The following is a 24,378-nucleotide window of genomic DNA, read 5'->3' as shown; positions in this document are numbered from 1 at the left end:
ATATGAAAAAGATTATTACATTTGGGGAAATTTTGCTTCGCCTTTCCACTACAGTAGGCGAAAGAATCCTACAAGCCAATCAGTTAACGATGAATTACGGCGGGGCCGAGGCGAATGTAGCTGTTTCACTCGCGAACTTTGGTTATGACGTAAATATAGTGAGTAAAATCCCGGAAAATTCACTCGGGGTTGCTGTTGAAAAGCATTTAAAAGCAAATGGTGTGGGGACGGATTATTTAATGAAAGGCGGCGAACGACTGGGAACCTATTACTTGGAAACGGGTATTGGGGAAAGAAGTGCTGATGTTGTCTATGATCGAAAATACTCGAGTCTTGCAATGTTAACGGAAGATGAGATTGATTTTGAAGAAGTCTTTCGTGACGTATCGCTTTTTCATGTGTCTGGAATTACTCCGGCATTATCACCGGTCTTGAGTGGGATAACTTTGCTCGCATTAAAGAAAGCGAAAGAACTTGGTGTAACAACAAGTTTTGATTTTAATTATCGATCAAAGCTTTGGAATAAAGAAGAGGCTTCAAAAGTTTTTAAACAGCTTTTACCTTATGTTGATATTTGTTCTTGCGGCGACAAAGATGCGATTCATTTTCTCGGCATTCAAGAAGCTGATAACGCGTTAGAAAATCATGAAAAACTAAGCTATTATTACGCGGAGATTCAAAAAATGTATCCAAATATCACATATATGAGTTCCACGTTCAGAACGGTTTTATCGGCATCAGATAATGATTTGCAAGGTAATTTCTATGTGGATGGAACTTTGTATCAATCGAAAGTACACCATATAAGTCCAATCGTGGACCGTGTTGGTGGTGGAGATGCATTTGCTTCAGGAATTTTATATGGCATTTTAGAAGAAATGTCTCCAGAAGAAGTGATTTCATTCGCGACTGCGGCTTCTGCTTTAAAACATACCGTTCACGGAGATTGCAATGTTTTTTCTGCGGATGAAGTACGAGAGTTTGCGGAGAATGGTTCAGGTAAAATTATTCGTTAATCAGCTGAGTAGATTTCCGCTACAGGCGGACGCTTTCCGCGGGGCGGTCGGACAAGTGAGGAAAGATAAAGTTCAATCTTTCCCTCCTCGTTCGCTTCGCTACCTGCGGGGTCTCACCAAAGAGAGAGTGAACTTTCTCTCTCCGTCTTTTTCCCGCTAATCCCGCTGGAGTCGCCGCCTTTCGCTCCAATCTAAGAAACTTATAGAGTGAAAAAGGCATCAGTAGTGTGTTTTATCAAGAATTGTAAAGTGAAAGTGTAGATTAATAAATTAGGCTTTTTACTATTAGGAGGAATGACAACAAATGGAAATGGAAACACGTTATGCAAATCACCCGGAAGAGATTAAGACTTATAATACGGATCAATTAAGAGAGCATTTTCTTGTTGAAAAGCTTTTTGAAGCAGGAAAAGTTCATTTAACTTACACGCATGTAGACCGCATGATTTTCGGTGGGGTTACACCAACAAATGAAGAACTAACGATTAAACTAGATAAAGAGCTAGGGGTTACTTATTTCCTTGAGCGCCGTGAACTCGGAATTATTAATATCGGCGGGGACGGATCTGTCGTTCTCGATGGTGAAGAAATTAAGATGGATCGCCGCGACGGACTATATGTTGGACGTGGAACGAAAGAGGTCTTATTCCGTTCAGACGATGCGAACAACCCAGCTAAATTCTATATCAACTCATCACCTGCACACCATACGTATCCAACAGTGAAAATTGATATTAAGAATATCAAACCACTTGAGGTGGGTGGGTCAGGAACGTTGAATGAGCGTAAAATCTATCAATATGTACACCCAAATAACTGTGAGAGCTGCCAACTTCAAATGGGGCTTACAATGCTACAACCGGGAAGCGTTTGGAACACAATGCCTGCTCATACACATGAGCGCCGTATGGAAGTTTATCTCTATTTTGATATGGAACCAGAAACGCGTGTTTTCCACTTCATGGGACAGCCAAGCGAAACGAGACATCTTGTCATGAAGAACGAACAAGCTGCCATTTCACCAAGCTGGTCAATTCATACAGGTACTGCAACAAGTAACTACACGTTCATTTGGGGCATGTGCGGAGAAAACATTACGTATGACGACATGGACCACGTAGCAATGAAAGACTTACGATAATATAAAAAGAACGTGCTCGTTTCGGCGAGCACGATATTTTTGGAGGGCGAAATAGATGACTAATAACTTAAATGATTTCTCATTAGACTTTTTCTCGTTAGACGGAAAAGTAGCAATCGTAACAGGCGGTAATAAAGGATTAGGCCAAGCTTACGCGGTAGCACTTGCAAAAGCTGGCGCAGATCTCTTTGTCGTTACACACGGCACTGAATGGGACGAAACGAGAGAATTAATCGAAAATACAGGTCGTAAAGTTGAATTTTTCCAAGCAGATTTAACAGATCGCAAGAAAGCGAAAGAGCTCGTAGCGAAATGCGTTGAAGTTTACGGGAAAGTTGATATTCTCATTAACAACGCTGGAACAATTCGTCGTGCACCACTTCTGGAATACACAGAAGAAGATTGGGACGCTGTCGTGGAATTAAACCAGAACTCTTTGTTCTTCTTAAGCCAAGAAGCAGCAAAATTTATGGCTGAACAAAAGAGCGGTAAAATCGTCAACATCGCTTCCATGCTTTCTTTCCAGGGTGGAAAATTCGTTCCTCCTTACACAGTGAGCAAGCACGGTGTTGTCGGTTTAACGAAATCATTTGCAAATGAATTGGCAGAGCACGGCATCCAAGTGAACGCAATCGCACCAGGATATGTAAAAACTGCCAACACTGCGCCAATTCGCGAAGACGAAAAGCGTAACGCAGAAATCCTAGCACGTATCCCAGCTGCACGTTGGGCTGATCCAGCTGACTTAATGGGTATTGTTGTGTTCCTATCAAGTAAAGCATCGGACTATATGAACGGCTCAGTTGTCGCAATCGACGGCGGATGGTTGTCACGTTAATCGATAAATAGAAGTAAATAAGCCGTATCACAGGCAGTGATACGGCTTATTTAATAGGTAATTAAATACAAGTAAAAGGGGATTATTATGGACTTAAATCTAGGAATACGCGCACATGATATTGAAAATCAAACAACAATTGAAGGATTAGTCGATGAAATCGCAGGCAAAGGTTTAACAGGTGTACAACTCGCTTTAGGGAAATCATTCGGGGATATCAATTCTAGCTTAGGAAGTTTGAGTCCTGGTTTCGCTAAACATATTGGCGGTAAGTTTGCGGAGAAAAATGTTCAAATTTCGGTATTGGGTTGCTACATTCACATGATTCATCCGGATAAAGAAAAAAGACAGGCTGAATTGGATCGTTTTAAAGAACATATTCGCTTTGCTAGAGATTTTGGTTGTAGCATCGTTGGAACCGAAACTGGAAACGTTCATGCAAAAGGAGGCTACACGACGGATAATTTCGAGGAACAACCTTTTCTTGATGTCGTTGATAGTGTCCGTGAACTCGTAGAAGAAGCTGAAAAATTTGGTGTCATTGTTGCTATTGAAGGGGGCATCAATCACCCAGTCCACACGCCTCAAAAATTAAGAAGGCTTTTAGACCTTATTGATTCACCTAATCTTCAAGTGATCTTTGATCCGGCAAATTACTTGGACCCAGAGAATTATCTTCGTCAAGAAGAAATCTTCCAAGAAGCAATGGATTTACTCGGAGACCGTATGGTGATTATGCATGCAAAGGACTTCATCATTGAAGATGGTTGGATTAAGATGGTGCCTGTTGGGACAGGATTACTAAACTATGATGCGGTTTTTAAACTAGTCAAACCGAAAAAACCTTTCATGAATGTACTCTTAGAGAATACACAAGAGCCGCATATTAACAATAGTATCGCATTCTTAAGAAAGAAGTATGAAGAGGCCTAAATCGCTTCAACTTGGAGGTTGTTACTATGGAGAGTACTGTTCGTAATGAAATCTATGAACATGCAAAACAATGGGTTTTAACAGCTGGAGAATTAATTCGCGAGAAAATTCATGATCCCATGATCATTGAAACGAAAGCACATGCAGATGACCTGGTCACGACGGTTGATAAAGAAACAGAGTATTTCCTAGCACAACAGATTCGTAAAACCTATCCGAAACATCTTCTTTTTAGTGAAGAAGGGTACGGGGACGATGTTGATTCACTAGACGGAACGGTTTGGATTGTTGACCCGATTGACGGAACGATGAATTTTGTGCACCAACGAAGAAACTTTGCGATTTCTATCGGGATTTTCCATCAAGGTATCGGAGAAATTGGTTTTGTTTATGATGTGATGGCAGATATTCTTTATAGTGCAAAACGCGGTGAGGGTGCTTATAAAAATGACGAAAAGCTACCGCCGTTAAAACAAGATCTTAACCTTGAGGAAGCAGTGCTCGGATTTAATCATAAGTTGCTATGTGAAAATAGCGTGATTGATGAAAAGGTTATGCAGCAATTGTTTAAAAAAATCCGTGGTGCACGCGCTTATGGTTCGGCGGCACTAAAACTTGCCTATGTATCAGAAGGGATTATAGACGGATATATAACGATGAATCTTGCACCGTGGGATATTGCAGGTGGCATAATTCTTGCGAATGAAGTGGGAGCTGTTACTACGAATTTAAGTGGTGGGAAAGCAAATCTGTTAACAAATGATTCTACGGTAACTTGTCACCCGGCGATTCAACAGGAGATTATTCAAGAATACCTAGTTATAGGGTTAAAGTAATCGAATGATCAGTAAGTTTACACATCGCTCATTGGGGGAATCCTGTGTATAACTAAAACTATACTTGAACAGGGGATGATACCAATGACTAGAAGTGTTGAAGTTTATTTTAAAAGTGAAAATGACGCTGAGTCTGTGCGTGCAAGTTTACAAACTGTAAAAGTGAAGAATCTGTATATCGATGAGATGGGAGAAGGATCTGATACAAGAATGTACACACCATTCTTTCCAACCAATATCGGAGGTTCTGGTATGCCCGGTAGTGTCGGACCGATTGGTGCAAATGCACCGATTGTAGTTGATGAAGATGTATTCAGCGGTGAAGATGCAAATCCAACTCATTTATTGAAAGTAGAAGTCGAAGAATCCGAATATGATCATGTCCTTTCTATTTTAAAGAACCATGATTGTTATACTTCGGTACAGTGATTTAAGAATGTAATTTAATCTTAGCGAGTACTTGAATGGTGCATTATTCAAGTACTCGTTTTAATTTGGCCGCTAATTTCACTTAAGCAACATTTTTATACATGAGAATAGTCCCGACTTGCAAGCAAAATCTATTTTGTGCAAGGAAATACCTTAGAAGTGCAAGCAAATCACTTTGAACTGCAAGCAAAACTCATCGAAGTGCAAGCAAATCACTAGTGCGTGCAAGGAAAATAATCAGCCACAAAAAAAGTCGCCTAGAGCTAGGCGACTCTCTTATTCACAACTAGCCCTGACAGTCAATTCAGGTGTCATTTTAATAACAATCGGTTGGCTATCCTTCTCTTCAATCATCTTAATCATCGATTGAACGATTTCCACAGCCAATTGATCAACAGGAACGCCTATGCTTGTTAAAGGAACTTCCATATTCTCCATTTGGGGGATGTTGTCGTAACTAATAATCGAAATATCTTTAGGGATATCGAGATTTGCTTCTTTAATTCCACGAATAATTCCACCGCTAATATCATAACTCCCACCCACAATGGCAGTTGGCCGATTCGGTAAGCTTAAAAACTTCTGAGTTGCCGTATAACCATCGTACCAATCCAATCCGAATGTGTTAATAAGATTATGCTCAGCTACCGGTAGATTAAAATCCTTCATTGCTTTGATAAATCCCTTATATTTTTGCATTTGCATGGGATCAATCGGGGAAAAATCACCTATATAAGCAATATGGCTATGATCTAACGAATACAAGTATTTTACAGCTTGATACATAGCCTCTTCATGATTCGCATCGATAATTGGATAATTTGCAGCTTCTTTTCCAACAACTCCGTACGATAATAACGGAATGGAATTGGGATTGACAGCAACATCTATATTTTCCTCGAACAAAATAATACCATCTACCTGAAAACGTCTAAATGTATCCAAAGAAGTTTGCACTTGGTCTACGGAGAGAATCATGGAATAGGGTGTTTTATTGATTTCATCGCTAATTCTCGTCACCAAAGTGGAAAGAACCAATCGTTCAATTGTAGGCCAGATTAATCCGATAATTTTTGTCTGTTTCGAAACAAGTCTTTGGGCTGCAAAATTGGGTTTATAACCAATTTCGTTTGCAATCGAAACAATTCGATTTTTCGTATCACTTTTCACTAATGGACTATCATTTAATGCTTTAGAAACCGTCGAATAACTCACACCTGCGATTTTAGCTATATCTTTTATTGTTATGCTCATTTATGATCACCCATCTACGTATTTACTCGCTTATCATAATGTAACACAAAATAACAACGTTTTCATTTTTGGTAACAATCTCCTATGTATATTGAGTAATTTCATGTAAAAACCATAATCATATCATTAGGTTGTAAGCGTTATCATGTTGATGTGACGGGCTTTGTAGGCAGAGTAAGAAACTGATTATATACGAAATCGTCAGAGTTATCTTATGATAGGGCTAGTTACAAAAGTGTTACTTAAAAAGAACGATCACAAAAGGGGTGTAGAAGAAATGAAGTTAAAGAAAATGTTGGTGTTAGTCTTTTCGATGGTTTTAATGCTTGTCCTGGTCGCATGTAGTAATGATGACGGCGGATCTACAAGCAAAAATGATGGTGATAAAGGAACAGCTGGTGAAAAAGAAAAACCGAAAATTACGATTATGACGAAGCTTCATACAGCTGAAGTTCCTGACGATAAACTTAAAACATTGCTTGAAGAAAAAGCGAATGTTGAGCTAGACATCGAATGGGTTCCCGATAACAACTATAGTGACAAGCTAAGTACTGCTTTCGCTACAGGAACATTCCCACAAGCAGTTACAATGGGGGCGGACCAGATTGATATGTTTAAAGAAGCAATCCGCGATGATCAATTTTGGGAAATCGGACCATACTTTGATGAGTTTAAAAACCTAGGTAATTTAAAAGAAGCTGTCGTTCAGAATACAATGGTAGATGGAAAAGTTTATTCATTATATCAAGGTCGTCCATTATCTAGACAAGGACTTATCTATCGTAAAGACTGGGCGGATAAGCTTGGATTAGAAGCACCAAAAACAGTTGACGAGTTTTATGAAATGGCAAGAGCATTTTCTGAAGACGATCCAGATGGAAATGGTAAAGCCGACACGATTGGTTTAACGGATAGAAGTGATTTAGTCTATGGTGTGTTTAAAACAATTGCATCATGGCACGGAACTCCTAATAACTGGGGCGAGCAAAATGGCGAATTATTACCTGAATTCATGTTCCCTGAATATAAAGAGTCTATGAACTTTGTAAAAGATTTAAGAGACAATAAATTCATGAACCAAGATTTCCCTGTAACAAGTAAAGAAGATCAGCAAGCTATGTTTAAAAATGGGACTGCAGGTATGTATGTAGGTGCAATGGTTGACGTACTAGGTATGTATAACGATGCAGTTGAGCTTAACCCGGATCTAGTGTATGACGTCCACAATTACGTTGCAGGGCCGAGTGGTGAGTTTACAGTTTGGTCGAACCCAGGGTATAACAATGAAATTGTATTCCCTAAATCTGCGATTAAAACAGAAGAAGAGCTTAAAGATGTGTTGGCATTCTTTGACAAAATGATGACACCTGAATTTGCAAACCTTGTTCAATGGGGAGTAGAAGGCGAACACTATACAGTTGAAAATGGTTTCGCGGTTGTTGATGACAATCAGGATGCAATCGAAAGAGAAGTATTTTCTTATAATATGTTAGGTATCGGTGAACCTGAGACTAACGGACGATATGAATCATTACACACTTATGAGCCGAGACAAAAAGTTGAAGAGCTAGTTTTAGAGAATGATAAACACTTAATCCATGATCCTACATTGACATTGGATTCAGATACGTATGTTAGAGATGGTGCTAGACTGCAAGAAATCATCAATGATGCAACATACAATTATATGTTAGGTGAAATTGATGAAGCTGGTTTTGACGGTGAAGTCGAAAAGTGGAAAGCACAAGGCGGAAGTAAAATTATTGAAGAATATAACGCATCTAGATAATTAAAAAAGTAAAGGAAGACCCGATTCTCTCGGGCTTCCTTTATTCATTATATTACGCTAGCAGGGTAGTAGACATTTCTTACAGAGAGAGTGATAAGTATGAGTAGCAAGGTTGCCACACAAGAGCGAGTAAGGAAGCCGAACAAGTTATTAAAACAAATTGCGAAGAATAAATTGCTATATTTGATGATTGCTCCAGGGTTAATCTATTTGTTTGTCTATAAGTACGTACCGATGTACGGCTTAATCATCTCTTTTCAAAATTACAAACCCTATCTAGGTATTTCAGGTAGTGAATGGGTAGGATTTGAACATTTTAGGCGATTATTTACATCCCCAGATTTCTGGATGATTTTGAAGAATACACTTGTGTTGTTTGGTTTGCAATTATTTATCTTCTTCCCGATTCCAATTGTACTTGCGTTAATGTTAAACGAAATCAGAAGAGAATATTACAAACGTACAATCCAAACGTTAATTTATTTACCGCACTTTATGTCATGGGTTGTTATCGTATCTATTAGTTATGTACTCTTAACGCTTGATGGTGGGATTATTAATGGTTTACTGGAGAGTTTTGGATTCCAACCAATAAACTTTCTACTAGATTCTACGTGGTTCCGTCCAATGTATATCTTACAAATTATATGGCGTGAAGCAGGTTGGGGAACGATTATTTTCCTTGCTGCGATCGCATCGGTTGACCCTCAATTATACGAAGCTGCTAAAATTGACGGCGCAAATCGGTTTAGACAAATTTGGCATATTACGTTGCCTGCGATTAAAAGCGTGATTGTTATCCTCTTGATCCTTAAAATTGGTGATGTACTTGAATTAGGATTTGAACATGTTTACTTATTAATGAATTCAACAAATAGACATGTAGCAGAAATCTTTGATACATACGTTTATGTTGCAGGACTAAGGCAAGGTCAATTTAGTTACGCAACAGCGGTAGGATTTTTCAAAGGGTTTATCGGTCTTGCATTAGTTGTTTTTGCTAACTGGTTAGCGAAAAAGAACGGTGAAGAAGGCGTTTATTAATAATTTTTAGGAGGATTAAACATGATTGGGGACAAGCAAATAGGCACGCGCATATTTAATATTATTAACGCCACATTACTTACAATCTTAGCCTTAATAATGATTTTGCCGTTCATTCACGTTCTCGGCAGTTCATTTGCAACTGGTGCAGAAATAGCAGAGAAGAGGTTCCTCTTATTTCCTACTGAGTTCACATTAAGTGCCTATAAATATATATTTTCAACGGATACTGTTTTGAAATCGGTTATGGTTTCAATCTTTGTCACTGTGGCTGGAACGATTTGGAGTATGCTGTTATCTACTTTAACAGCTTATGGACTATCTCGTAGAGACCTTGTAGGTAGAAGATATATTATGTTCTTCATCATCTTTACGATGCTCTTTAATGGTGGGATTATTCCAACGTTTATCGTTGTACAACAAACGGGATTATTAGATTCATTGGCTTCACTAATTATTCCAGTTTCGATTAACGTCTTTAACATGATTATATTAAAAACATTCTTCCAGAACCTTCCTTATGGTTTAGAAGAGTCAGCAAAAATTGATGGTGCAAATGACTTTAGTATCTTGTTTAAAATAGTCATTCCATGTTCGTTACCATCGATTGCAACGATTTCATTATTTTATGCAGTTACTTATTGGAATACGTATATGCATGCTATTTTATACTTGAGCGATGCGGCGAAGTGGCCTGTACAAGTATTGCTACGTCAAATCGTTGTTCTGGCGACTGGCATGAACTACGACAGTATGGAATATACGGATATCCCACCGCCATCTCAGTCAGTTAAAATGGCCGTTATCGTTGTCGCAACCGTCCCAGTATTACTAGTGTATCCGTTCTTACAAAAGCACTTCGCAAAAGGTGCTCTGTTGGGATCGATTAAAGAATAATCTTGGCAATAAATATTAATTTTTCAAGAATGAAGCGGGAAACTAGCAGGAGGAATGAGCGTAGAATTAGCTTGCAATTCTGTTGATTTCCGTTCCGGGCGGACGCTTTCCTGCGGGCGAGCGCAAAAGTGCGGAAAGATACAGTTCAATCTTTCCCTTCTGCACTCCAATCAACTATAGATTCCACTTTACGTAGGAAGATTATGAAGTGATCCAGTATGATTTTGCGTGGAGTAGAAACTGATAGCGGTGCTTGTGGAATGGTGTCAGCTTCAACGAATTTCTAGTTTTGTAGAATATCCTATTTACGTTGGGAGGCGGGCAAATGTGGTCTGCTGATTTGTATTTAGAGAACTTGTATGAGGAATGTGTGAGTAATCATTCGACTATATATGATGCGGACTGGAAAAGTAATTTGAAAGAACAGGTTCGACAGTCTTTGGGGAATTTTAAGGAGCATAAAGCGCCTTTAGATCCAGTTTTGCTAGAGAAATCCGATAGGGGGGATTATTGGCGACTGCGTGTTGAGATTTCGACTATTTTTCCACTTAAAATGCCCATTTATATTTTAATCCCAAAGTCCAAAAACATAGGGAAATTCCCAGCGGTTATTGCTATCCATGGACATGGATACGGTAGTAAAGAAGCTGTTGGATTGAATGCCGACTACTCGGTCAGAGCAGATAAGGGCTATCATAAAGCATTTGCGAAGGAACTTGTTAAAAAAGGTTTTGTCGTTGTCGTCCCCGAATTAGTTGGGTTTGGGGATCGTAAATTACAAGAAGATCAGGGGAAGGGTGAGCCAACCGATAATTCTTGTTACCGAATTGCCAGCCAATTATTGGCACTCGGAAAGACACTGCCAGGTCTTCGTGTTCAAGAAACGAGACGTGTAATTGATTTTGTGCAATCGCTCGATTATGTGGATGAAAATCAGATTGGCTGTATGGGGATTTCAGGCGGCGGTCTTGTTGCTGCCTTTACATCAATACTCGATGCACGATTGAAAGCGACGGTAATTAGTGGTTATACGAATACGTTTAAAGGCAGTATTATGGATCGTCGCCATTGCTTAGATAATTACATACCTGGAATATTATCCTATGCAGAGATGCCAGATTTGATCGGGTTAATTGCCCCGAATCCGTTATTTATAGAAGCGGGAACTGTAGATCATTTATTTCCATTGGATCAAGTTAAAATTGCGACTGACAAATTGGCCCTAATTTATAAAGAATTTGTTGCTGAAAGTGCATTGGCAACCCACGTATTTGAAGGCGGTCATGAAATTAGCGGGGAACAGGCGTATGATTGGTTAGTGCACCAACTTGCGTGATAAAAAAATACCATCAAAGGGAGAGAGCCTCCTTTTGATGGTATTTTAAATTAGTGATTTCTATGACTCTCTCTATACTTTCCAGGCGTCGTACCTTCCACTTTTCTAAATGAGCGAATAAAGTTTTGCGAGTTATTATAGTTCAATTTCTCAGCAATTTCTTTTACAGTGATATCCGTTTCTTCGAGCCATTTTTTGGCTTTATTAATACGGAATAATGTTAAGTAATCACTGAAAGACATATTCGTCTCTTTTCGGAAAATACTGCTTAAATAATTCGCATTGTAATGCAGCTTATCTGCAATAAAATTTAAGGTTAAATCAGAATCGAACTCTTGTTGAACAATATGGATAATCTCATCCGATATATTTTTGTACTGTGATTGTGTACGTTCTTCCGCCTTATTCATCATCGGATCAATAATCATCTTTTTAAACCAACTGACGACTTCTGGTAAAGTTCTAAACTCGTATAATTGGTCAAATAATGATTTATGATTTTCGAACTCCAGTGCATTGACACCGAGTGTCTCTGTTAACTGAATTAGATTTGTTAATAACCGGACGATGGCAATTTCGAATTGGCGGTTGCTCAATTGTTCATCAAAAAGTGAAGCAATCAGTTTTTTTAAGTTTTTATCTACCTCATCTTTATCGCCATCTTTGATCGAATTAAATAAATCATTTTCAATCTGTCTCGGATAGAAGGTAAAGAAACTCGTTTCTCTTTGTAAATTGTCGAAGAAGATGATTGAGCCAGGTCCAAACTTAAGTGTATAACGTAAAGCTTCTTGACTTTCTTTCAGTGCCATATGGGCGTGAACTAAATCGTTATGTGATTTACTAATGCCAACACTAATAGAAATTTTCAACTCTTTTTCAATCTGTTCACGTATTTCTTTAATTGTGGAAGTGATTTTTTCTGTAAATTCACTTTCGGATTCGTTCTCATTAAAGAGAATAGTCACTTGGTTTCTGTTGACCACAATCGGTGTCATTCGATCCGTTCTTGGAATCATTTCTACAACCATCGTATTCATGGCAAACAGTAGCAAGTCTTCATTTTCAAGTATTTTTTTTGTATCATCTATCGAATCAATTTGAATTGATAGGATAGAAAAGCCTTTCCATGACATCGGATAATTAAACGTTTCTAATTTAGAAGGTAATTCTGACGCCGTGATTTTACCTTGTAAAAGACGGCTCATAAAAAATTGTTTCAGCTGAATAATTTGCCCTTGTAATTTGTCTTCCAACTGATCATTTTGTTCAAGCATATGGTGAATTTTACTTTCAATGATTCCAAATTCATCGTTTCTATTGCCACTTGTGTTTTGACTAGATAATGAATCTGTCAACGTTTTTGTGAGTCTATTAATCGGGGCATATAGTCTCCTAGAGGCAAGGTATGCGAAAATAATAATGCCGATAAACATAATTGAACCAATCATAAATGTAAACCATCCGATAGATCGAGACTCTTTGTTCAACTCGCCAATTTCAATAATCGATAGGTATGTCCAATTATTATAATCAGATTTCCGGTAAATCACTTTGTAATCGCTTCCATCATTGGTAGCATCATATTGCCCGATTTTTTCTTTTTGAGAGCCGAGTTCTGCTGTAAAAGGTCGGTTGGAAAAATCTTTGCCGATGTTTGAAAAGTCACTATGTCCCACGACATGATTGTTTTCATCCAACACCATAATCGTTTCCGAATCGATATTATTTTTCAATAAATTTTCAAAATAACAGATCGGAATATAAGCAATGGCAATTCCACTTTTATCGTTTCCATTGAGTGGTAACTTCTTGATTAAGTTGATATAGGTTTGACAGGAAGAGTTCGTTGTTGAATCAAAAAAAATCTCATCTTTATCTTCAGTTATCCAGGAAGATATGTATGACAAATCCGAGTATCGATCAATCAGTTCTTCTGCTTCCCCTGGTGCTAACCTCCGAAGGCCATTATTATTAATACGCCAGCCTTCTCTAGTACTTACTAGTAAAAAGTCATCCATCCCACCGTCAAATCGTTGAAGTAGATTAATTTCCTTTTTGGTCTGATTATATAGTTGGAACTGTTGTGCATTTAATGGTTCATCAAGCGTTTTGGTTAACTGATATGAGGTCACAAAATTTGTCACTGACAAATCTACAGTTTGGAGGACTTGTTCAAAGTTTGCTTGAATTTGATAGACGCTTTGCTCTTTCTCTTTAGAGATATTTGATTGAATAATTTCCGATGATTTTAAGTATGAAAACACGCCAACGATTAAGACAGGTAAAGTTGCAATAATCGTAATGAATGAGAGTAATTTAATGAAAAACTTTTTCTTACTTGTTAACAAAATTGTCCCCCCTTCAAAGGCAGATAAGTAGATTTTCTGGCTGCGCTCCAAAATAAATTGTATCACACATAAATTTTAAAATATATAGTTTATTTGTGTTCCCAACAAATAAAGAGAAACGATTCATTATTTGGTGTAAAAATTCTATTATGACGTGATAATCATTTTCTAACATTGTCTGAAAACGTTGGTGAATTAACCTTTATAGACTAATCATATTAGATGATTATAGACGTGATACTGTTGTTGCGATAAGCTAAGGCACAATAGATAACTTGTACTTTGATAGATTTTTATTTTAGGAGTGTTTTTAGCTTATGCGAAATAAATCCATTCGTTTCTTTATCGTAGCATTAATTTCACTACTTTTTATAACGGGTTGCAAACAAGAAGAAAATCAATTTGATATCCTTATTTTTTCCTCTTTGCCTGAAGAAGCTTTAGAAGAAATGAAAGGGCTTGCAAAGGATGAGGTTGATTCTACACTTGAATTTAAAATTTCGCAATACCCACCAGTCGGTGAAAGATTGATTGTTGAAATTGTTCGTCATGCTGGAGATATCTTAATTATGGATCGGGAATTATTAGCTGCTATTTATGATACACAGGAATTATACAATCTCACAGAATTTCAAAAAGAGGAAAACAAAATTGAGTTGACTAGTTTTGAATTAGAAGCATTAATGGCAGATGGTGAAATATCGGAGGCAGTCGATGTTTATGATAATGCTTTGAAAATCATTAGTCTGGAGACATTTTTTATAGAATCCGAACCCATCGAGCTTGTCGCAGTAATTCCGAAATATATTGAGAATCAAGAAACTGCTTTTGCCGTTATACAAAAACTAGTTCAATAACAAAGGAGTTAATATTCATGCAGTTAATGGGGATGACAGGTAAGTTTTTCAGAGTATGTGAAGTTATTTCAAGATTGGCTTATGTCAATTTGTTGTGGATCTTTTTCACGGTACTTGGGTTAGGCATTTTTGGTTTCATGCCCGCTACAATTGCACTTTTTGCTGTTACACGGAAATGGGTAATGGGTGATAAAGATGTTCCGGTGTTTAAAACGTTTTGGACTACTTATCGTCGTGAGTTTTTCAAATCCACATTATTTGGCATTTTACTATTTGTTGTTGGATACATCATTTATTTTGATTTAGTAATTTTACCAACAGGTGGCTGGTTTGATCTATTGCGTATGGGTGTATTTATCTTTGGTCTTCTATATGCGATTGTTTTACTTTATATTTTCCCACTATACGTTCATTATGATTGGAAAAAAAGATTGTACTTGAAATACGCACTCATTATTGGTGCCTCGCATCCGCACTTTACGCTACTAATCATAGCGGGTATTGCTGCTGTCTATTACACAGTTGTTACGATACCAGGTTTGCTTCCATTTTTTAGTGTTAGTATTCTCGCTTATATTATTATGTGGACTGCGTATCAAGTCATGAGAAAAATGGAGATGTCGCAAGGGATAGACCATGAAGCACAAGCAATATTAAGTAATGAAATTTCCGAGGCAAAGTAATCGAATTACTAATCTTTGTATAAGAATCTGTTTTACAGATATTCATTATATAATACATTATCTAGGAGATGACAGAATGAGTAAGAAGTATGTACTAATCGGTACTGGTGGACGGGCTGAATTTTTCTATGGGGCAATGGTTGAGGATTACAGAGAGACTTGTCAGTTAGTAGCTTTTTGTGATATAAACCAAACACGATTGGATTATTCTAATCGTTTACTAGAAGAAAAATATAATCACCCAAAAATCAATACTTATTTGGCAAGTGAATTTGATAAAATGATTGAAATTGAAAAACCAGATATTGTTATCGTAACAACAGTTGACCGAACACATCATACATATATTATTCGTGCACTCGAACTTGGTTGCGATGTCATTACTGAAAAACCAATGACTGTAGATGCTGAAAAAACACAGGCAATCATTGATGCGATTGACAGAACTGGCCGCGAAGTTCGTGTAACGTTCAACTATCGTTATGCACCTCATAATACAAAAATTAGAGAGCTAATTCGCGATGGTGTCATAGGTGATGTCTACTCGGTGAATTTTGAGTGGGCGTTGGATACACAGCATGGAGCCGATTATTTCCGTAGATGGCACCGAAACAAAACGAATAGTGGTGGTTTGCTTGTACATAAGTCGACGCATCATTTTGATTTGGTTAATTTCTGGTTGAATTCTACTCCTGAAACGGTTTATGCAACTGGCGGACTTCGTTTCTATGGGAAAGAGAATGCAGAAGCTAGAGGAGAAACAAAGTTCTACCAGCGTGCGCATGGTAGTGAAAATGCAAAAGATGATCCTTTTGCGATTCAGTTGGAAGATAACGAACATTTAAAAGCATTATATTTGGATGCTGAAAAAGATGATGGTTATCAACGTGATCAAAGCGTATTCGGAGATGGCATTGATATTGAAGATACCTTAGGCGTTTTGGTTACTTATAAAAATAAAGCAATTTTGACGTACTCATTGAATGCATATTTACCATGGGAAGGATTTATCGTTTCCTTTAACGGTAGTAAAGGAAGAATCGAAGTGCAAGTCCGAGAACAATCCTATATCAATTCTGGTGGTTCAAAAAGTGATGAAGGTAAGCTGAAAGAGAAGACTGTTAGAGTACTGCCGATGTTCGGTGAGCCCTACGAAGTTGAAGTGGTAGAAGGAAAAGGCGGCCACGGGGGCGGAGATCCAATTCTATTACAGGACCTCTTCGGCGTTCCTACAGAAGACGAGTTCAACCGAGCAGCATCACACATCGACGGCGCAACATCTATTCTAACCGGAATCGCCGGCAACATCTCACTAAGAACAGGTCAAGCTGTCAAAGTGGAGGACTTGGTTAAGTTTAAATAAGGGGAAGGAGGATTTGTAGGGTTTTACTTGTTTTATAAAAGTTATTGTAAATTAAGAGTGGCTCATGAAAACGCTTCTGCGCTGGGGAAAGATTGAACTGTAACTTTCCTCCCTTTGTGGGTGCTGCCCGCAAAGGAAATCAACGGTCTATTAGAAGTATCGAGTACTGGAATAATAAATCGTATATGTACTTGATTAAACTCTTTTTATTTATCAACCATATTAAGGCACTACCAATGACGAGAATCATATTTAAGGTTCTCGTTTCTTTTTAAGTACCGTGTTCAGAGTATTGTGAAATGACAATCCATAGGAGGTTACAAATGAAGAAGCATAGACGGTTACTTGCATTATTTATGATTTTTATATTATTAATTCCAAATATGAATGTCCCAGTAATAGCGGCAGAAGTGGACGATACTTTTGATGGCATGATAGATATCTCGAGTGATTGGAATGGAAGTGTTTTTGGAAATGCAGGTGGTCAAGCGGGCATAATCAGCGACAATTTCAGCATCGGTGAAAATGCTGACAGTACTGTTACGCTTCAAAGTGCCAATAATAAAGGGAAAATCGATAGTAAAACCGAGGGGATTGCATATTATTTTAAAGATGTGCCAGCAGACGGGGATTATCAATTAACCGCAAAGGCAAAAGTTGAATCTTGGTCGTCCGATAATCAAGTGGCATTCGGCATTATGCTGAGAAGCAATGTATTGGAAAATCTAAATGATAGTAATTATACAGGCGATTATGTAGCTGTTGGTAATGTACGTAAAGAAATGAGAGGTTTTTATAAATATCAAGATCAAGAGTTTGAACGCCCAAATGATCTATCATTTAGCGGAGAACCAGCGGTTAATGATGAATATGAGCTAGGCATTAAAAAGACGGGTTCTAATTACGAGATTAGCATTAACGGCGTAACAAAAGAAATTAGTGATTACACAGGCGAAATTAATTATGCAGGATTGTTTACAGCTAGAAACACAACAGTCAAATTCAGCAACGTACAATTAGAAATCGAAACACAAGACTTGAAAATACAACTAGAAAATTTAATCAATCGTGCAAAAGTAATTTCAAATGAAGAAGAAATATATACTGAAAACTCCTTTGCCGCCTTACAAGAAGCAATTGCAGTTGCAGAAGCAGTTTATGAAACAGCAAACCCTGAAGACATAGATTTATTAACAGCAGCAATTACCTCGCTTCAAGAAGCAATCGATGGATTAGAGAAAGCGACTGTTGATCCAGACCCAGACCCAGATCCAGAACCAAATCCTGATCCTGATCCTGAGCCAGAAGATCCTGAGTTAGATCCAGGAGATACGAGTGGCTTAGACGGAACAGATGGTATGGTCGGTTATGCAACATTGAACGGTGGAACAACTGGCGGTGAAGGTGCAAATGCAGTCACATTTACAGTCAGCACAGGGGCAGAGTTGCAGGAACTATTGAACAAAAAGAAAAAAGAATATAAAGATGTACCGATGAAGATTTATATTAAAGGAAAAATTACACCGGAAAATTCCCCGGGGATAAGTAAAATTGATGTAAAAGAAATCAAAGACGTGTCGATTCTTGGGATTGGCAACGAAGGCGAATTTGACGGCATCGGGATAAAAGTTTGGAAGTCTAGCAATATTATTATACGAAACTTGAGTATCCACCATGTTCGAATTGGTGACAAAGATGCGATCTCAATTGAAGGGCCATCCAATAATATTTGGGTAGATCATAATGAACTTTATAATAGTTTAGCAGTCAATAAAGATTATTATGATGGATTATTCGATGTTAAAGGTGCTTCGGAATATATTACTTTCTCTTACAACTATGTTCATGATTCATGGAAAACAGGACTTGTTGGTTATTCTGATAGTGATAATTTTGACCGAACATTAACCTACCATGGCAACTATTTTGAAAATGTGAATTCGCGAGTACCAAGTTATCGCTACGGCCATGCGCATATTTTCAATAATTACTATAAGAATGTACTTGAGTCGGGTATTAATACAAGAATGGGCGCCATTGTAAAAGTTGAGAAAAATGTGTTTGAAAATGCAGTCGATCCAATTGTAAGTCAATATAGTTCTGAGATTGGTTATTGGGATGTTGAAGATAATCTATTTATCAATAGCACAGGTAGCATGCCAACTACTTCGACTGGAACGTTTACACCAACTTATGAATATAGTCTTCTTCCAGTAGATGGAGTGAAAGATCATGTCTTGGCGAATGCAGGTGCAGGCGTGTTAAGTGGTGACGGAAGTAATGTCGGTGATGGGGGAGATGAAGAAATACCAACTGACCCAAGCGACCCTGTTATTCCGCCCAATGAAATCACAACGATTTACAGTGATTGGTCTGGAACTGTTTTCGGTGATGTCGGTGGACAAGATAAAATCACAAAAGAAAACTTTGAAATCACGGAAGATGAAAATGTGGCAAATAGAGTACTGGTAAGAAGTTCAGGAAACCGCGGGAAAATCTCATCTAGTTCTGATGGCATTGCCTATTATTTTAAGCAAGTGCCGTCTGGTGCGAATTTTGAACTGACCGCTACTGCAACAGTAGAATCGTTTGATGCAAATAACCAAGTGTCATTTGGCGTGATGTTGCGTGATGATGTACATGCTTATATGCATGGTGTGGATTACGGCGTCGGTGATTATGTTGCGATAGGCGCACTTGATCAAGCGATGAAAGCATTTACTAGATTTGACAGCGCGTTATCCAAAGTCGATTTTGAAAATGCGATTACGCCGCCTACATCCGGCGAAGTATATGAGTTAAGCGTGAAGAAGAGTGGAAACTTAGTGACGGTTAAAATTGGTGATGAAGTAAACGTCATTGAAGACTTCACAGGGGCTATCAATTATGCAGGTTTATTCACAGCGCGTAATGCAAAAGTTGACTATACCAATGTGAATTTAGCAATTGACGGGGAAGTTGAAATAGGAGATTGGGAATTTAACGTATTCGGTGATAATACAAATGATGAAAGAAACCCAGATCCAACGTTAAATGAGGATGGTTCCGTTACATTATCAGCAGCGGGCGGTAAGATATCTAGTTCTATTGATGGCATTTCTTTCTACCATAAAGAATTACCTGCTCATGCAAATTTTGAAATTACAACAAAAGCAACTGTGCATAAATTCGGGGCAAATAATCAAGTGTCCTTTGGATTGATGGTTCGTGATGAAATCGGCGAACACAGAAACTCAAGCGGTCATGAATCGAATTATGTAGCGGTAGGTGGTTTGGATCAATCAGTCAAAGGATTTTATAAAGAAGGAACTCAAACCAAATTAGATTCATTCGATCCAAACATCCCAACACCAGGAAGCGAATATGAACTATCGATTAAAAAGTCAGGAGATACGTATGTCGTATCGGTAAACGGAGAAGATAGTGAACCGTTGATGCTTGGAGATTTATTAACAAATGAGGTTTTTGTTGGTATTTATGTCGCAAGAGATTCAGAGGTTACATTTAGCGATACAGAAATCTCGGTAGACAATCGCACAGTTGAAAATTTAATCATCGATTCTGCGAATATGAAAACGGATTATCTAGTAGGCGAGGCTTTGGATGTAACGGGCTTGGTAGTGACCGCTGAATTTTCAGATGGTAGCTCAGAAGCTGTTTCGGAAAAAGATTATATCGTTACGGGATTCAATAATCTTGAAGTTGGAACGAACACGATTACGATCAATTATAACGGCGTATCTGCAACGCTTGATTTGGAAATACATGCGTTAACAGTTACTGATTTGGCCATTAAATATTATCCTGCAAAAATTGAATACTACAAGGGTGATTCTTTCGACCCTCAGGGACTAGTTGTTGTAGCCACTTATAATGATGGTTTTAAAACAGCTGACTTAACAGCAGAACAATATGATTTTTCTTTAGAAGATGGATTTGTTTTTGAAGAGGCTGGTGTTTTTCCAATAACGATTACCTCAACCGAGACACCAGAACAATCGATCGACTTAAACGTTTATGTTAAAGATGCTGATCTAACAACTTTAGAAATTAGAGCGTTACCTGAAAAAACGCTATATTTCATTGGCGATGAGTTGAATTTAGCTGGTTTAACGGTCTATGCAAAGTATAGCGACGGGAAAGAAGTTAGATTGGCACAACAAGAATTTAAAGTAGCTGGATTTGATTCGACAATTCCGGGAACTAAAACTGTGTCAATCGTGCATAAAGGAAAAGAAGTATCCTTCACGGTTACTGTCAAGGTGAAAGAAGTAGAAGGCATCGAAGTTACGGATTATCCTAAAACGACATTTTATATCGGAGACGAGTTTGATCGTCAAGGATTAGTCGTATCAAAAGTCTATGATAATGCGGACAGAGATGTTTTATCGGAAGAAGAATATACAATTGATACTACAAACTTTGATAATCAAACAGCTGGCACGTATAGCATTGGGCTCATTCCGGTGGATACAAACCTGGCTTCGATTGATTATAAAGTGACGGTAAGAGAAAAAGTAGCAGCCCAGTGGCAGCAAATTCGTTTTGGTCAATCAAGTTCCACTACCAATAACTATATTGAAGTCTTAGAAGATGGGGTTATTAAACTTGTAGCCCTTGAAGGCGGCGGTAAAGTAACAGGTGACCATGACGGAATTACTTTCTACTACACGGAAATTGATGCTGAAGAGGATAACTTTGTTTTGTCAGCTGATATTAAAGTACAATCCTTTGCGAAAACACCATATGATGGCCAAGAATCTTTCGGAATTATGGCGAGAGATGTTAATGGATCGGCAAATGATTCTAGTGTTTTTGCTTCAAATATTGCGGCAATCGGTGGATTTAGTGGAGGAACCCGCGAAGCGATGGGGACTCAATTGTTTGCAAGAACAGGAGTCGTTGCCCCTGACGGTGAAGGCAGTCAAGGCATTCAGAAAATCATGTTGGATCCAACAAGACCAGATGCCAATAATACTGCGGAAAATTATCGACTGACACTTTCAAAAACGAATAGTGGTTTTACAGGGAAGATTAATGATGGGCAAGAGGAAGTCATTTATGAACCTGAAATTTTAAAAATACAAGACGGAAAAATGTATGTTGGTTTTTACACGGCACGTTTAGCAACTATAGAAGTCCGTAATATCGATTTAACAGTTTCAGCTGCTGCGACGGATGCACCAAAAGTATCGCCACCTGCTAAGGCTGTAACACCTGAATTGGAAATATTGTCGCTTGATAAAGTATCCAAAACGGATTATTCGTTACGTGTTAAATCGAATGTGAATGGAACATTAACCGTTAAAAAAGGACAAGTTGTCATAGCTGAAGATATGGCTGTTGAAGCAGGTAAAGCAGTCGATATACCGGCGACGCTTACGAGTAATGCACAGACCAACTTTAGTGTCGCTTTTGTGCCTGACGATACACAATATTTAACGGACTATAGTAAAATCGTACAGAACTTTACAGTCACGATGAAAACCTATGCGGATGACGGACATATTTATGTGTCACCAGTAGGAACAAGTGCAGGAGATGGAACGAAAGCATCTCCACTTGATCTAAATACTGCAATTGAATTTGTTAAGGAAGGGCAAAGAATAATTGTCCTAGAAGGTCATTATGTCCGATCATCGCCACTTAAAATTAAAAAGTTCAATGACGGAACAAAAGATGCCATGAAATATTTAATCGCTGATCCAAATGCAACAAAACGTCCACTTATTGATTTTGATAAAAAATCAGAAGGTGTCATTCATAGCGGTAACTACTGGCATGTTAAAGGTATTGACTTTGCACGTTCCGCAGGAAATACCAAAGGATATACAGTAGGCGGAAGTTACAACACGATTGAACATATCAGAACATTTGAAAATGGTGATACAGGTCTTCAAATTAGCCGTACAGATGTTTATGAAGAAGATAAGACGAAATGGCCGTCCTATAATCTCATCTCAAACAGTATTTCATTTGATAATAGTGACCCATCTGAAAATAATGCCGATGGTTTTGCAGCAAAATTGACTTCCGGAGATGGCAATATCTTCAGAGGAACAGTCGCTTATAATAATATCGATGATGGATGGGATTTGTATACGAAAGTGGGAACCGGTGCGATTGGTGCTGTTCTAATCGAAAATAGTATTGCATTCAATAACGGAACACTTTCCAATGGTCATGAAGGTAGCGGGGATAAAAACGGATTTAAACTTGGAGGAGAAGGGGTCCACGTTCCACATGTCATTAAAAACAGTCTTGCTTTTGGAAATGGTACGTACGGCATTACCAGCAATAGTAACCCGGGCGTCATTGCTGAAAATAATATTAGTGCGGATAATGGAACGAACTTGGGCTTCACAACCTATGGTGGTATTCCAACTGACTTTACCATTGATGGTTTCATCTCGATTAAAACGTCTGGTTCGTCGAAAGATAGTTATCCTGCAGCATTGGAATCAGATCGAAACTATCTATTCAATGGAACGAAAACGGTAAATCAATCAGGTGAAGAACTTTCTGCTGAAGATTCAGCCGACATTATTGGAAGTTTAGACGTTCTGTTTAATTATGATGACGAAGGAAGAATTATTTCTGTAAAAGAAGAACAGTGGGCGAATGTGTGGGGAACTTACAATGATGTTGTTGGACCTGAAGAGGAGCCAATCCTAGACGTCACAGAGTTGGAAGTATTAATTGCACAGGCTAAATCCATTACAAACGAAGATGGTAAATACACGGAAACTTCATTTGCAGCACTACAAGAAGCGATTGAAGTAGCGGAAGTCGCACTCGAAACGATTGCGACAGAAGTTGAATTAAGTGAAGCGATTGCTGCCTTAACAGAAGCAATAGAAGGATTAGTGGCGGTGGATCCAGATCCAGGTCAGGAAATTGATTTAACTGAACTCGCAGAATTAATCGAGCAAGCAAAACTAATCTCTAATGAGGACAATCAATATACATCAGGCTCATTTGCAGCGTTAGAAGAAGCGATTGAAGTAGCAGAAGCGGCACTAGAAATAATTACGACAGAAGTTGAATTAAGTGAAGCGATTGCCGCATTAACTGAAGCAATCGAAGGATTAGTGGCAGTTGGCCCAGATCCAGGTCAGGAAATCGATTTAACTGAACTCGAAGAACTAATTGAACAAGCAAAGTTAATATCAAATGACGATGATCAGTACACATCAGACTCATTTGCAGCGTTAGAAGAAGCGATTGGAGTAGCAGAAGCGGCACTAGAAACAATTGCGACACAAGCTGAACTAAACGCAGCAATTTCAACTTTAACTTCAGCCATCTCAGGATTGAAAAAAGCATCTGAGGACGAAGAAATCCCTATTATTGGGGACAAAGACAAAGACAAAGACAAGGATAAAACACCAATTGTTGAGAAAGACAAAGATCGGGAGAAAGACAAAAATAAAGGCAAAGATGGTGTACTGCCGAAGACTGCAACGTCAATGTATTCAAGTCTTTTCCTAGGATTAGCACTGCTGTTGTTAGGTATCGTAGGAATAAGACTGAGAAGAACTGAACAATAATCTATAGGTGATAAAGATGCCAGAAATCATTATGAAGATTTCTGGCGTCTACTATTTAAAA

The 24,378-nt window shown here is 38.2% G+C and carries 16 protein-coding genes and 1 pseudogene; 15 read left to right on the top strand and 2 right to left on the bottom strand.

Features of this window, described 5'->3' with window-relative positions:
* Positions 1-2: 2 nt before the first annotated feature.
* From AC25Y1_RS17110 to AC25Y1_RS17085, 6 genes are all read left to right on the top strand, one after another.
* Positions 3-1,016, top strand: a complete 1,014-nt coding sequence (locus AC25Y1_RS17110) for a PfkB family carbohydrate kinase (RefSeq protein ID WP_488149212.1) — start codon at positions 3-5, stop codon at positions 1,014-1,016.
* A gap of 310 nt (positions 1,017-1,326) precedes the next feature.
* A complete protein-coding gene (kduI, locus tag AC25Y1_RS17105) occupies positions 1,327-2,157 on the top strand; it encodes a 5-dehydro-4-deoxy-D-glucuronate isomerase (protein ID WP_488149223.1) in 831 nt (276 codons plus the stop codon).
* Positions 2,158-2,212: 55 nt separating this feature from the next.
* Positions 2,213-2,995, top strand: a complete 783-nt coding sequence (gene kduD / locus AC25Y1_RS17100) for a 2-dehydro-3-deoxy-D-gluconate 5-dehydrogenase KduD (RefSeq protein WP_488149211.1) — start codon at positions 2,213-2,215, stop codon at positions 2,993-2,995.
* An 87-nt stretch (positions 2,996-3,082) separates the two neighbouring features.
* Positions 3,083-3,928, top strand: a complete 846-nt coding sequence (locus AC25Y1_RS17095) for a sugar phosphate isomerase/epimerase family protein (protein ID WP_488149210.1) — start codon at positions 3,083-3,085, stop codon at positions 3,926-3,928.
* Positions 3,929-3,954: 26 nt separating this feature from the next.
* Entirely contained in the window at positions 3,955-4,764 is an 810-nt protein-coding gene (locus tag AC25Y1_RS17090) for an inositol monophosphatase family protein (protein ID WP_488149209.1), read from the top strand.
* 84 nt (positions 4,765-4,848) lie between these two features.
* Positions 4,849-5,193, top strand: a complete 345-nt coding sequence (locus AC25Y1_RS17085) for a hypothetical protein (RefSeq protein WP_488149208.1) — start codon at positions 4,849-4,851, stop codon at positions 5,191-5,193.
* A gap of 276 nt (positions 5,194-5,469) precedes the next feature.
* Here the strand turns inward: AC25Y1_RS17085 and AC25Y1_RS17080 are convergent, their stop codons facing one another.
* Positions 5,470-6,447 carry a LacI family DNA-binding transcriptional regulator gene (locus AC25Y1_RS17080; RefSeq protein WP_488149207.1) on the bottom strand — a complete coding sequence of 326 codons (978 nt, stop codon included), beginning with the start codon at positions 6,445-6,447 and terminating at the stop codon, positions 5,470-5,472.
* 277 nt (positions 6,448-6,724) lie between these two features.
* Here AC25Y1_RS17080 and AC25Y1_RS17075 point away from each other — a divergent pair, with 277 nt between their 5' ends.
* The 4 genes from AC25Y1_RS17075 (at position 6,725) to AC25Y1_RS17060 (ending at position 11,513) form a co-directional block, all read left to right on the top strand.
* Positions 6,725-8,236 carry an extracellular solute-binding protein gene (locus AC25Y1_RS17075; protein ID WP_488149206.1) on the top strand — a complete coding sequence of 504 codons (1,512 nt, stop codon included), beginning with the start codon at positions 6,725-6,727 and terminating at the stop codon, positions 8,234-8,236.
* Between the two features lie 99 nt (positions 8,237-8,335).
* On the top strand, positions 8,336-9,280 hold the full coding sequence (locus AC25Y1_RS17070) for an ABC transporter permease (protein WP_488149205.1): 945 nt from the start codon (positions 8,336-8,338) through the stop codon (positions 9,278-9,280).
* A gap of 21 nt (positions 9,281-9,301) precedes the next feature.
* Complete coding sequence (locus AC25Y1_RS17065; protein WP_488149204.1) at positions 9,302-10,177, top strand: carbohydrate ABC transporter permease; 876 nt, start codon at positions 9,302-9,304, stop codon at positions 10,175-10,177.
* 325 nt (positions 10,178-10,502) lie between these two features.
* The gene (locus tag AC25Y1_RS17060; RefSeq protein WP_488149203.1) at positions 10,503-11,513 is read left to right on the top strand and encodes a dienelactone hydrolase family protein; all 1,011 of its coding nucleotides are present in this window, start codon (positions 10,503-10,505) and stop codon (positions 11,511-11,513) included.
* Between the two features lie 50 nt (positions 11,514-11,563).
* Here AC25Y1_RS17060 and AC25Y1_RS17055 read toward each other — a convergent pair whose 3' ends face one another.
* Entirely contained in the window at positions 11,564-13,864 is a 2,301-nt protein-coding gene (locus tag AC25Y1_RS17055) for a helix-turn-helix domain-containing protein (protein ID WP_488149202.1), read from the bottom strand.
* A 317-nt stretch (positions 13,865-14,181) separates the two neighbouring features.
* Here AC25Y1_RS17055 and AC25Y1_RS17050 point away from each other — a divergent pair, with 317 nt between their 5' ends.
* The 5 genes and pseudogenes from AC25Y1_RS17050 to AC25Y1_RS17030 all read left to right on the top strand — a co-directional run bounded on the left by AC25Y1_RS17050 (position 14,182) and on the right by AC25Y1_RS17030 (position 24,317).
* On the top strand, positions 14,182-14,721 hold the full coding sequence (locus tag AC25Y1_RS17050; protein WP_488149201.1) for a hypothetical protein: 540 nt from the start codon (positions 14,182-14,184) through the stop codon (positions 14,719-14,721).
* A 17-nt stretch (positions 14,722-14,738) separates the two neighbouring features.
* On the top strand, positions 14,739-15,404 hold the full coding sequence (locus tag AC25Y1_RS17045; protein ID WP_488149200.1) for a YesL family protein: 666 nt from the start codon (positions 14,739-14,741) through the stop codon (positions 15,402-15,404).
* Positions 15,405-15,480: 76 nt separating this feature from the next.
* Positions 15,481-16,767: a Gfo/Idh/MocA family oxidoreductase gene (locus tag AC25Y1_RS17040; protein WP_488149199.1), complete on the top strand. Its 1,287-nt coding sequence runs from the start codon at positions 15,481-15,483 to the stop codon at positions 16,765-16,767.
* A gap of 1,361 nt (positions 16,768-18,128) precedes the next feature.
* Positions 18,129-19,031, top strand: a pseudogene (locus tag AC25Y1_RS17035) (pectate lyase family protein); the annotation flags it as partial.
* Entirely contained in the window at positions 19,026-24,317 is a 5,292-nt protein-coding gene (locus tag AC25Y1_RS17030) for a right-handed parallel beta-helix repeat-containing protein (RefSeq protein ID WP_488149222.1), read from the top strand. The pseudogene AC25Y1_RS17035 and the gene AC25Y1_RS17030, both read left to right, overlap by 6 nt.
* Positions 24,318-24,378 lie beyond the last annotated feature (61 nt).

Source organism: Sporosarcina sp. Y1009, assembly GCF_057669865.1.
This window is presented reverse-complemented; position numbering and strand designations above follow the sequence as displayed.

Excerpts from the sequence above, each read along its gene's own strand:
- kduI (WP_488149223.1), top strand. The coding sequence starts at position 1,327 with ATGGAAACACGTTATGCAAATCACCCGGAAGAGATTAAGACTTATAAT.
- AC25Y1_RS17085 (WP_488149208.1), top strand. The coding sequence starts at position 4,849 with ATGACTAGAAGTGTTGAAGTTTATTTTAAAAGTGAAAATGACGCTGAG.
- AC25Y1_RS17060 (WP_488149203.1), top strand. The coding sequence starts at position 10,503 with ATGTGGTCTGCTGATTTGTATTTAGAGAACTTGTATGAGGAATGTGTG.
- AC25Y1_RS17040 (WP_488149199.1), top strand. The coding sequence starts at position 15,481 with ATGAGTAAGAAGTATGTACTAATCGGTACTGGTGGACGGGCTGAATTT.
- AC25Y1_RS17080 (WP_488149207.1), bottom strand. The coding sequence starts at position 6,447 with ATGAGCATAACAATAAAAGATATAGCTAAAATCGCAGGTGTGAGTTAT.
- AC25Y1_RS17095 (WP_488149210.1), top strand. The coding sequence starts at position 3,083 with ATGGACTTAAATCTAGGAATACGCGCACATGATATTGAAAATCAAACA.
- AC25Y1_RS17050 (WP_488149201.1), top strand. The coding sequence starts at position 14,182 with ATGCGAAATAAATCCATTCGTTTCTTTATCGTAGCATTAATTTCACTA.
- AC25Y1_RS17110 (WP_488149212.1), top strand. The coding sequence starts at position 3 with ATGAAAAAGATTATTACATTTGGGGAAATTTTGCTTCGCCTTTCCACT.
- kduD (WP_488149211.1), top strand. The coding sequence starts at position 2,213 with ATGACTAATAACTTAAATGATTTCTCATTAGACTTTTTCTCGTTAGAC.
- AC25Y1_RS17090 (WP_488149209.1), top strand. The coding sequence starts at position 3,955 with ATGGAGAGTACTGTTCGTAATGAAATCTATGAACATGCAAAACAATGG.
- AC25Y1_RS17075 (WP_488149206.1), top strand. The coding sequence starts at position 6,725 with ATGAAGTTAAAGAAAATGTTGGTGTTAGTCTTTTCGATGGTTTTAATG.
- AC25Y1_RS17065 (WP_488149204.1), top strand. The coding sequence starts at position 9,302 with ATGATTGGGGACAAGCAAATAGGCACGCGCATATTTAATATTATTAAC.
- AC25Y1_RS17070 (WP_488149205.1), top strand. The coding sequence starts at position 8,336 with ATGAGTAGCAAGGTTGCCACACAAGAGCGAGTAAGGAAGCCGAACAAG.
- AC25Y1_RS17045 (WP_488149200.1), top strand. The coding sequence starts at position 14,739 with ATGCAGTTAATGGGGATGACAGGTAAGTTTTTCAGAGTATGTGAAGTT.